Raw genomic sequence first — 10,881 nt, 5'->3', positions numbered from 1 at the left:
ATGTGGGGCTAATATTCATGGAAGAAGATGAATCTTTCACTGCTGTAGAGCACGAACTATCTGAAGTTAGCCTAAGTGGAGATGGTTTATATGCCAGCGGTACTATAGAGCTTGAACCTAGTCAAGCTATGGTTGCCGAAGGAAGAGAACTTGACAATGGATTGGTTGATTTTGAGATAGGTTGTGAACAGTAATGTAATTAGAAAACAAAATTAGTTTTTAAAAGTTATGCAGTAGAAAGATACCAGAACCATTTCGATTAGGCATTTCATCAAACATCCTTACATTGGGCGACCGACGAATCCGTTTTAAATTAAATGTCCCTCAGCTATTATGCTGAGGGATCGCTTTATTGAGTTACAACTTTTTTAGCTAAGTCGATAAACTCTTCTTTAAGTTGCTTGCTGTTCGTTTTGTTTGAACACGCTCTCCCCTCCTGTTAATGGATTCACAGTTTAGTCGATTGACAACCTAAAAAGTTGCGTATCATTTTATAAAATTTATCTATACTAATGAAAAAATTTCATTAAACCCCACATTACCTAATTTAAACTAATACCTATGATATCTATAGGGGAGTTGTTTTATAGTATATGAGTAGTCACACACTAAATGGTGCATTCTAAGGGTAATACATTATAATGAGGGAATAACCATGCAGAAGAAAATCCTTATCTTGTCAGAACCATTTGGATTAGGTCACACAAAGGTCGCTGAAGGAATCGCGCAAAGAATTTCTATGTATGATTCTTCAATCGATATAAAAATTATGGAATTAGGAAACGTACTGAAACCATTTATTACTTCTGTGTTTGTCCACTCCTATCAGAGGTTGAGCACTCAGTTACCCGCTTTATGGCGAAAGCTTTATCATTTTCAACAGCATCAACCTGTATCTGTGTCATTACAAAATTTTATATATCAACTATTTCATCGTAAAATTGAAGATGTTCTTGAACAATATAAGCCAGATCTAGTCATTTGTACACATCCATTTTGCAGCTCGACGGTTGCAAGAAAAAAAAGATTAGGCTTTAAAGTTAAACAATGTACCATTTTAACAGACTGCTATGCACATGGGATTTGGGTTCAACCTGAAGTTGACCTTTATATTGTGCCAAATCAAGATGTGAAGGATCAAATGATGAAGATGGGAATACAATCAGATCGTATTATAGTGACAGGAATTCCTGTTGACCCTAGATTTTCTGCCAATGAAAACAAGCATCAGGTTAGAAAAGATTTGAACCTAAAGGAGCTACCAACCGCTCTCATTATGGGCGGTGGATTAGGCTTAGGCGGTATTCCGGAAATCGCAAAAACCGTATCAAAATGGAAAGAAAAACTACAGATCGTCATTTGTACAGGGAAAAATGATAAATTAAAGAATTCTCTGTTGAACAATGAGGATTTCCAACATTCAAACATTCATATCTTAGGCTACATCGATAATGTCGACAAGTGGATGGAAGCTTCTGATTTACTCATTACAAAGCCGGGTGGATTAACGTGTTTTGAGGCGATCTTCAAAGGGGTTCCTTTACTTATATACCAACCACTTTTCGGACATGAAGAAGAGAATTGCGAGTTCTTCGTCAAGCATGATTTAGCCATAAAATTATCAGATGACTATATGATCGATGATTATATTTACAAACTACTTTATGAACCAGAAGACCTCAACACGATACGCCAGAAAATGGAACAATTCCAACAAAAAATGGATCCTCAAAGAAGTGTAAAAAACATTGTAGAGTTTCTATATCAATAAGCTTGATTCAATTGTTTATTTGATTTATTTAAAATGTATTCTAGAATCAAAACAACCTCCCCACTTCTAAAAATGGGGAGGTTTTTCGTGCAATCCTTATTCATCAACCGGTTCTGTGTCTTCTGTCAACAGCTGTAAAACATAATCCTTCAAATCAACCATACGAATATATTCGGGGGTTTGTTCTGTACCAGATATAATCATTGAAGCCATAAGGTCATTTTTATGAAGCCCACCATGTTCTCCACCATCTTCGTGAATGGTAATACCTTCTGTTCGAAAAGAATGTCCTGGTTTAGCAGCTAATATAAGTTTAGGTGTGTCATGGCTATTTAAGGCAGTACTTAAATGGTTAAGAACATCAGGATAATCAGAATACGTAACTTCATCTTCACTCATTTCTAAATCTAAAATATCCCCATTCCCTACAATCGACCAATGTTTATTATAAGGGTCAAGCCATTCACCGTCCTTCTTAAAACGTAGCGAACCTTCATGGTTTGGACTGATTACTTGAACCTCATCACCTTCTTGCCAAGCAGCTAAATCAATTTTGGGCTCTTGTAAAGCGTGTTCTGCCAATTCAGGAAGAAGACCAGCATTATGCACATCATACACATAAACCGAGCGCTGATTAACCCCAAACGCAATATCACTTTGACTGACCGATTCACCTAATTCAGCAACACTATAATCAGCATACAATCTTTCTAGATCAATCGCGATGTCTTCTTCTTTTTCTAGCATTTGGTCTTGTCCATGGTCACCAAATACGATGAAAATATTTTCATCTAATGCTTCATCCCAGCTATCATAGCTGTTTAATATATCTTGCAAATAATCTTCTGCACTTTGAAGTCCATCAGTATACCTTGGACTGTTCTTATGCGTTTCTCGGTCATTTTCTGGGAAAAATATGAATAAGAAGTCTGGCTGGTCATCTTGTTCGATTAATTGTTGAACAACTTCCATTGAATATTGATCTTGCAATCCAATACGGTTAAGCAACCCATCCGATAATTCTTCTTCATCTTCTAAAATCTCTGGGTTCGTAACACGTCCTAGGGCTAGAACATTAGGCCCTTTTGTTTCAATTGTTTCAGGTAAATCCGACACTTCATCCAAATGTAAAGGAACGTTTAGTTGATGAGGATGGTGACCACGATAAACAATCGAATTAATAGAGCCTGTAGTTAACCCTTCTTCATCTAACTCTTCAAAGATTGTCGTGACATCTTCACTTAAATGCTCATTATTTAAATTATATAAGACATCATAAGCGGATTGTGAAAAGTCATTTTTCACCCAAAACTGCCATGTCGTCCCGTAGTTTACGATACGATCTTCTTCCTCGTTATACCAAGAAAGGCCAGGGACTCGATGTTGATCAGGCATTTCCCCTGTCAGTATAGAACTTTCTATTGTAACTGACATGCTCGGAGCTGGCGAAATTAAGTCTGGATAATATTGACCATTTTCTGTTAAAAATTGAAGAGCAGGCGCTTCTCCTTCTTCAATAACATGATTTAAAGTATGATCCATCATCGAATCAATCATAACCATGACGACCTTTTTATCAGAAAATGAACTATCCACTTGTTCTTGGTACTTCTCATTCTCAGAAGATTGATCATTTTGACAACCTGACATTGTAAAACTAAACAACACTAATAAGTGAAAAATAATAAAGGATCTGTTCACTTTGATCAGCCTCTCTAGTACACTGCTTTATTGTTGGGGTTAAACAGTATTTTTCCCTTATTTAATAGGACTACTCTTATTCAAGCTGATTATATTTCTACTAGCATTAAATAAAAATCACCTACAGACCCTTCTTTATATAAATTTGTGAACGACGTCGAGTAATTGTATATTGTTGCTTCCATGTTTATTTGCACATCTGGTACTGATACTCGGAAATCATTTTTATACAGTAGCGTTGTCACATCATGATAATCTTCGTGTTTCACTTTAAAACTAAACTTTATTAACCGTTTTACTTCAGCGGCAATATAAATTTGACTAGACTCAAAATCCTCTGTTGTTATTAAATAACCATTTATATAAATGTTCATATAAACCCTCCTATAAAATAAACCTCCAGCTAACTGCTGAAGGGTTTTCTTTACCTTAATAATTCAATAAATCTTGTTCATTTTCAACAATGACGATTTGAGCACATTCTGTCTAACATCTTTATTTTAGAAGTGTTGGTGGATAATTCATTACTATTGCTATACAATAGTATTAAATTTCCTTTTTACCAAATTATTGAAAGGATTGATGATTATGACGACGATTGGTTGGCTAGCTCTTATTATTTTATTACTTGTCATCTTTTCAGTTACGATCATTCTGTTTATCCGACCACCACACAACCCAACTCTTGTCCATGCATTATCGATCACACCTTTAATTGCAGGTGTCCTATTTGCGTTTACGTTACCTAATTCACTCATTTTCACTGATGAAAGTGTAGCGTCATTTGTTAATATCATTGTACCTTTAGGCTGTATTATCGCTGCTTTTCCACTGGTCATTAGGGCAAATCGAATGATAAGAGCGACTTAAAAAGAGGCTGATCTTAACAGCCTCTTTCAACCTCTTAATAATGACTTAATTCATCTTCTAACGCTTTTTTCTCTGTTATATCCACACAAGAACCAATCACTTCAATCACTTCACCATTCTCAATAATTGGCCTTAACTTCGCAATGTAGTATATACCATTAAACTCAGCTTCATAACTCGCATCTTGACCTTCCCAAGCTTGAGTATAGTATTTTTCCTTTGCTTTAGCTTGTTTAGTCGGAACAAAATCATATAACGTTTGCCCAACAACATCATTAGGGGTTAAACCGAGCTTTCGAACTAATTCTCCTTCACACAATGTATGAACATATCCACGACTCGTTTTAATAAACTTAAGTGTCATACCTTGTTGTTGACTTAATGTATTTTTCAAGTCTCGTTGTAGTTGTTTTAGTTCCAGTTCTGCTTTCTTTCTCCTCGTAATGTCACGAGAAACGATAATAATGTGTGAGATAGAACCATCTTTATTTAATACGGGGTTGCCATGGGCCTCTACCCAGATTTCTTTACCTTTAGCATCCTTCAGTCTTGCTTCAACATAACGGGACTCTTTCATTTTAAAAAGATATTTAAATTCTTCTTGCACATGTTCAATATCTTTTTTAGCAATAAAATTAAAAATTAATTGCCCTTCCATTTGAGAACGGTCATAACCGAGCAGTTTATTATTAGACGTTGATGCATATTCAATGATTCCTTCACTACTTACAGAGACCAAGAAATCAGACATGTTTTCAGTAATCAATCGGTATTTTTGTTCACTATCAATTAAAGCTTTCTCTAGGCTTTTTTGTTTTGTCATATCTTTAATGACACTATATACACCAACAACTCGCTCTCCTAAACGCATTGGAAAGCAATTGACATTACATGAAACGTAACCACCTTCTTTATGAATGAGTTGAATATCAACTGGGTCTGGTTCTCCACCCAATACAACTGTTTCAAAATGTTCCCTCGTTCTCTCAGCATCATCTGGGTGGACGTGTACATCGAGTTCTTTATTCAAGACTTCATGTTGTTCGAAGCCTAGTATTTTTGCCACAGCTGGATTTACACTTAATATTTTACCAGTCAAGCTAAACGAACAGACTAAGTCTGGGTTTTGTTCAAACAACGACTTAAAGCGATGGTCGTGTATTTGTGCTGACCTTAAGTTCACCTTCTCTTCCAATCGGTAAATCATTTCGATCGCTTTAGATTCATAGTGTGTTATATTTGCTTCGAATTCATTTGATAACATTGGTTTACTAAACACGAACCCTTGTGCTATTGAGCAATGATGCAACGCTAAAAAAGTAACAACTTCTTCAGTCTCAACACCTTCAGCTATAATTTGCAAATCTAAGTTGTGACACATTTGAATAATGTTTTTAACGATTGTTGAGTCTTTATGACTGTAAGGAATATCACTCATAAAAGAACGATCTAACTTTACTGTCGTAATCGGTAAATCACGCATATAAACTAAAGTTGAATTTCCTTTACCGAAATCATCAATCGCTACTCTCACACCTGTATTTGAGATTTTTTTCAATGTATATATTACGTTTGAAACATCACTCATTACGGCGTTTTCGGTAATTTCAAGTTCTAAATAATGTGCTGAAAGTCCAGTTTCTTCCAATGTATCCATAATGATTTCGTAAAGTTCATTTTGTTCAAAATCAAGTGGTGAAATATTAACAGAGATGACCGCTTTTTGTAAGCCTTCGTCATGCCACTGTTTATTTTGTTTACATGACTCTTTTAGTACCCATTTCGTGATATCAGTAATCGCACCCGTTTTTTCGGCCATAGGAATGAAGTCCGCCGGTGAAACCCAACCTTTTGTAGGATGTTCCCAACGAAGTAATGCTTCGATCCCAACAACTTCTCCTGTTGTTAAACTGATTTGTGCTGATAGGCCAACTTAAATTCTTCATTCTTTATAGCAGACAAAAAATCTTGTCGCTCAAATACTTGATCACTCATTATGCCACTCCTTAAACACATCAAACAGCTGCATTTTTAGTATAATAATTCCTGTAAATCTCTTCAGGACCTTATACCCTCATTATTAAAGAGGGAAACTCTTTGGATTAATAAAAAAGTTAAGCCACCATTTATTAGTAGCTTAACCATTATATCGGACAAATCCTTCTTATATTTAGCATTTAGTCTAACTCTTTATTATGGGATTCTTTCTACACCTGAGTCTCTTAAATGTACATCCACTTTAATTTCTTGTAGTGTATCTTCACCTAGTTCAATGTCCTCATCTATGTCCTTCCATTTTCGAGGGTTTTGCCTAAATAATTCATAAGAAAAACTATACACATCAGCTTCTAATTCCAATGCTTTGTTAAATGTATTTCGAACGTTTTCTTTTATAGTCCTTTCAGCAGAAGCAAGTATTTGTTCTTCTGTAACATCATTCAACATTTCGATCAACCTGCCTTCTACTTCTATCTCAATATTAAAAGTAACAGGCTGAGCATTCTCATTCGGAACCATTTTAACTTCTTTCACTCTAAAAACAGCTAACCCGCTCGGTTCTAAATCGTCATTGTAAACGACAATCGGACTTCTTCTTGTCTCTTCTTGAATCCACCTGACACCTAACATTTCGTCATCTTTTAAAATGCCGTAGTACTGTTTACCTTGAACTAACGAAACAGCGTTGACTGATAAGTTTCTTTTCGCCCCTTTCTCATCAACCCAACGGTCATCTTCTATACCAATAACCGGTAACAACACTGTACGCCCTGGTTCATTACGATTAGCATTGAACTCATTATATATTATCGGACTTATATAAGAACTTTGAGCATGGCTCTCTTTCGGATCTCCAAAATATGAGAAAATAACATTTAAATCCATAATCGGAAATGTATTTAATAATACTTCTAATGGTTCTTCTGTAGCAAACATCCATAAGTTCGGTCTTATTTCGTAGAAACGTGATAATACATCAAGTGCCCCTTCAATATCGTTATTTAATGCTTCTTCCGTAAAAACGATACTTGATAAATGGCCCCAAAACATTCGACGCTGTGCTGCAGGATACAAGTCATGTACAGCATCGACAATTGTTTCGCCTTGCCCTTTTCCGACAATAGCTTGTAACCCTTCTCCACCTTGATCACCGCCAGCACTGGGTAAGGCTTGAAAGTTAAAGACTTGTGCATAGATTTCATACTGATCGTCTTGATAATCTAATCCAATCGAATGCAAATAATACATATCTTCAATTTCATCCGAATCCCAACACCCTGACAACAAAACTAATAACATTACAATTAATAATCGCTTATTCATTCTGGTGTATTCCCTCGATCCGCATCCTTTACATCTAACATCGTCGGCCTATTCTTTTTTAACTTTTCTGGTGGATGAATAACAGCTTTTACTGCACCTCTTAAGTTAAATGGTGCAATGGGTGCTAAATATGGCATATTAAATGACCTCAAGTTTGCCATATAAATTAAAAGTAAGAAACTAGCAACAAAAAAGCCATATAAACCAGTAAAAGAAGCAATCACTAACACAAAAATCCGTAATAAACTGACGACACCAGACAATGATTGATTAGCGATTGTAAATGTTGCAACAGTAGAAGTAGCTACCATTACTACATTTGCTGGACTTGTAATCCCTGCACGAATTGCAGCATCACCAATAATTAATCCACCAACGACACCAAGGATTTGACCAACATTAAATGGGAGTCTCAAACCGGCTTCTTTTAACAAATCAAACAATAAAACGAGCAACAAAGCTTCTACAGGTGTTGGGAGCGGAACTCCTTGCCTCGCTTGTGAAGCACTTGATAAGAAGACTAATGGGATTTGGTCTTGGTGAAAAGCTGCAAGCGCAACCCAAAAGCCAGGTAACAAAATTCCGATGATTAACCCAGCTAATCGCATAAGACGTTCAAACGAGTTAAAAAACCACGGATAAACTTGGTCTTCACCAGTTTTTAAAATATAAGGTAAGTTTACAGGTGCTGTAAGGGCTACTGGAGAGCCATCAATGAACAACACAAAACGACCCATTAACAAACTTGTGACCGCAAAATCTGGTCGACCCGTATAATGATACATAGGCAATATTCGTAATGGCGTTTCATGAATAAGCTCTTCCAATTGATTCGTATTCACTAAAGCATCAATATCTAAGTTTTTAAGTAACGACCTAATGTGGTTAATCGTTTCTTCACGTGCTATATCATTGACAAATAATAACCCAACTGGTGTTTTAGAACGTTCACCGACCGTAAACGTTTCATAAACTAACGAATTAGTTTTAAGCCGTTTTCGAATTAGTGCTACATTAATTTCCATTGATTCAACAAAGCCATCACGTGGACCTCTTACTGTTACTTCAGCACTTGTTTCCTCTGTTTGCCTTGCAGGAGGACTAGCTAAATCATATAGATAGTTTATTTGATTTTCATACAAGTGGATTATAAGCTCACCAGAATATACTTTTTCTATTATATCTTCTTCCTTATCTACACGTTTGTGAGACATTTTATGAAAATTTTCAATTGCTTCAGTAGCTGTTTTAAATGGCGAGTCTATAAAATGACTTTTTATTGTCGGAAGAAACTCTTCATTTAAAAACTGTTCGTCACATAAACCTTCACAATAAATAAACAATAATTTATTTCCTTTAATGGTTAGGTCATAAGTTTGTACGTCTTCAGAATCTTTGAAGAGGTCTTTAAGTTTTTGGGAATCAAGCTGTGAATTCATGAAGATCCCTTCCCCTTTCCTTTAATCATCACAATGATTAGGAGAACAAATGATAATGTCGTAATAAAGATTAAGTTAAATGGTAAATAAAAATTTTTTAAAAAAGAGACAAAAAGCATGTCATTAATCGGTAGCATTGTAATTGTCAACACAAATAAACAAATAATCGGTAATATAATTTTTCGCTTTTTAACTTGATTAATACGTAATATCTCCATTAACATAAATAAACTTAACGAGATCCTGATTAACCCACCCGATAACCATTGATAAACTGAGAAAAAATCTAAATGCTCAATGTATCGTCCAATCGTAACTAGTTGCCATTGTGAATAAGCAGGAAAGCGTTGTTTCATCGCAACTTCAGGTCCAAAAGCCGCAATTCCTCCCATAACTGGACCTAATCCGAGCATCATTAAGACAGCTGTCGTAATTAAAATACCACTATAACGAATTTTCGTCTTAATTCTATGTTGGATAAAAACAATAATAAAGACTTCTACCATACAAGCTGTTGTAAAGATCATCCCCATTAACATAGGATGGAACCCATCAATTAAAACCGGGAATAACAGAGAATAATTTTTATTTTGCAAGTTTGATGTTGCAACGAAGAACCCTAAAAAAATAATGATTGGAAGTAATATAGTATTAACTATTACAATCGTTCGAATACTCATTGAAGCTAAATATAAACAAATGAACAGAAACATTATAAGTAATATCAATTTTGGCGTATTCGGTAAATACGTAATACTCGTCCAAATCGTTAAATCATATAGCGTCACGATCGTCGTCAGTAATAAAAATAGACTTATAAAGGCAACAATCGGATATACAATCCACTTCGATATTCGATCTTGCATCCATTTAATAATGTGTTCTTGGTTCGTTTTCTTCGCAATATATGGAATGATATATACCCATGGAATTAACGCAATAAAAGTTCCGATAATACTAAGCCATGCATCTCGTCCTGCTGCTTCATATAATGCTGGAATCATAATAACGTGATTCAAGAGACCCACTGATGTCACAAGCAGCAATAAAGCATAAATAAAATTGATCCGCTCATTTTTCATTTAGTTCACCTTCTAAATATGACCCTAAGTTTAGAATTAGACGTTATGATGGCATTTATACGCAGACCGACTAATAATAGGAAAATAAAAAAAAGAATGGATTTTCTCGTAAAAGAAAACCCATTCTCATATTAGTTAAACGCCTCGCTTATTGCCCCAAACTAATGTATGAAGTTGAGGTAAAACACGAACGTTATTGAGTTCATCATCTTGTACAACTCGATCAATTAATTGTTCATATTGGTTAAGTAAAGTACTCGTTAAATTGTCAATGTCTTCACCGTGAACATCACGGTTTCCTACTTGAAGGTAAAGTGGAATTTGAGGATAACGCTCTTTAACCCCTTTTGCGTATTGATAATCCGCTTCATCAAATATAACGACTTTCAAACTCGTTTGTTCTAATCGATTTAATTCTGTTAGATTATGAATAATGCGATCTAGTATGGCAAAGTCTGTGTTCATATTTGAACTTGGTGGCTTTGGAGAAATCGTCAAGTCATCGATTTGTGTAAACCAATCTTGCCAACGACTTCCTTGTGTTTCTAAAGCAACTTCGATTTCATTTTGCTTTAGTAGGCTAATTAACTCATTTAAATTTTTCAATAAAGCAGGGTTACCACCTGAAATCGTCACGTGATTAAAACGATCTCCACCGATTGCTTTAAGTCTTCTCCAAACTTCTTCAGCTGTCATT

General features: G+C 35.4%; 10 protein-coding genes. 3 read left to right on the top strand and 7 right to left on the bottom strand.

The genetic code is table 11. The features are described from left to right. Positions 1-194 (top strand): hypothetical protein (locus tag A194_RS20310; RefSeq protein WP_029425190.1); only part of this gene is annotated, 194 nt, incomplete at its 5' end. Positions 195-655: 461 nt separating this feature from the next. Beyond that, positions 656-1,771 (top strand): MGDG synthase family glycosyltransferase, encoded by a 1,116-nt coding sequence (locus A194_RS0110840; RefSeq protein WP_017186871.1) that lies wholly within the window; start codon positions 656-658, stop codon positions 1,769-1,771. 96 nt (positions 1,772-1,867) lie between these two features. Here A194_RS0110840 and A194_RS0110835 read toward each other — a convergent pair whose 3' ends face one another. After that, positions 1,868-3,472: an alkaline phosphatase family protein gene (locus A194_RS0110835; RefSeq protein ID WP_017186870.1), complete on the bottom strand. Its 1,605-nt coding sequence runs from the start codon at positions 3,470-3,472 to the stop codon at positions 1,868-1,870. A gap of 89 nt (positions 3,473-3,561) precedes the next feature. Further along, the gene (locus tag A194_RS0110830; protein WP_017186869.1) at positions 3,562-3,846 is read right to left on the bottom strand and encodes a DUF3219 family protein; all 285 of its coding nucleotides are present in this window, start codon (positions 3,844-3,846) and stop codon (positions 3,562-3,564) included. 214 nt (positions 3,847-4,060) lie between these two features. Between A194_RS0110830 and A194_RS0110825 the strand changes: the two genes are divergently transcribed. Further along, complete coding sequence (locus A194_RS0110825) at positions 4,061-4,342, top strand: hypothetical protein (protein WP_017186868.1); 282 nt, start codon at positions 4,061-4,063, stop codon at positions 4,340-4,342. Positions 4,343-4,376: 34 nt separating this feature from the next. On the opposite strand, the gene A194_RS19440 is transcribed toward A194_RS0110825, so the two are convergent. From A194_RS19440 to queE, 5 genes are all read right to left on the bottom strand, one after another. Further along, on the bottom strand, positions 4,377-6,227 hold the full coding sequence (locus tag A194_RS19440; RefSeq protein ID WP_237718762.1) for an EAL domain-containing protein: 1,851 nt from the start codon (positions 6,225-6,227) through the stop codon (positions 4,377-4,379). Positions 6,228-6,535: 308 nt separating this feature from the next. Further along, entirely contained in the window at positions 6,536-7,663 is a 1,128-nt protein-coding gene (locus tag A194_RS0110815) for a Ger(x)C family spore germination protein (protein ID WP_017186865.1), read from the bottom strand. Next, positions 7,660-9,102 carry a spore germination protein gene (locus tag A194_RS18200; protein WP_017186864.1) on the bottom strand — a complete coding sequence of 481 codons (1,443 nt, stop codon included), beginning with the start codon at positions 9,100-9,102 and terminating at the stop codon, positions 7,660-7,662. The genes A194_RS0110815 and A194_RS18200 overlap by 4 nt, the downstream gene beginning before the upstream one ends. Then, on the bottom strand, positions 9,099-10,184 hold the full coding sequence (locus tag A194_RS18195) for a GerAB/ArcD/ProY family transporter (RefSeq protein WP_017186863.1): 1,086 nt from the start codon (positions 10,182-10,184) through the stop codon (positions 9,099-9,101). The genes A194_RS18200 and A194_RS18195 overlap by 4 nt, the downstream gene beginning before the upstream one ends. Before the next feature lie 135 nt (positions 10,185-10,319). Continuing rightward, a partial coding sequence (gene queE / locus A194_RS0110800) for a 7-carboxy-7-deazaguanine synthase QueE (RefSeq protein WP_017186862.1) occupies positions 10,320-10,881 on the bottom strand: 562 nt, incomplete at its 5' end.

Origin of the sequence: Alkalibacillus haloalkaliphilus C5 (assembly GCF_000269905.1) — a bacterium.
Taxonomy (GTDB): Bacteria; Bacillota; Bacilli; order Bacillales; family Alkalibacillaceae; genus Alkalibacillus; species Alkalibacillus haloalkaliphilus_A.
Note: the sequence above shows the minus strand (reverse complement) of the source record. Positions and strands in the feature narration are given on the sequence as shown.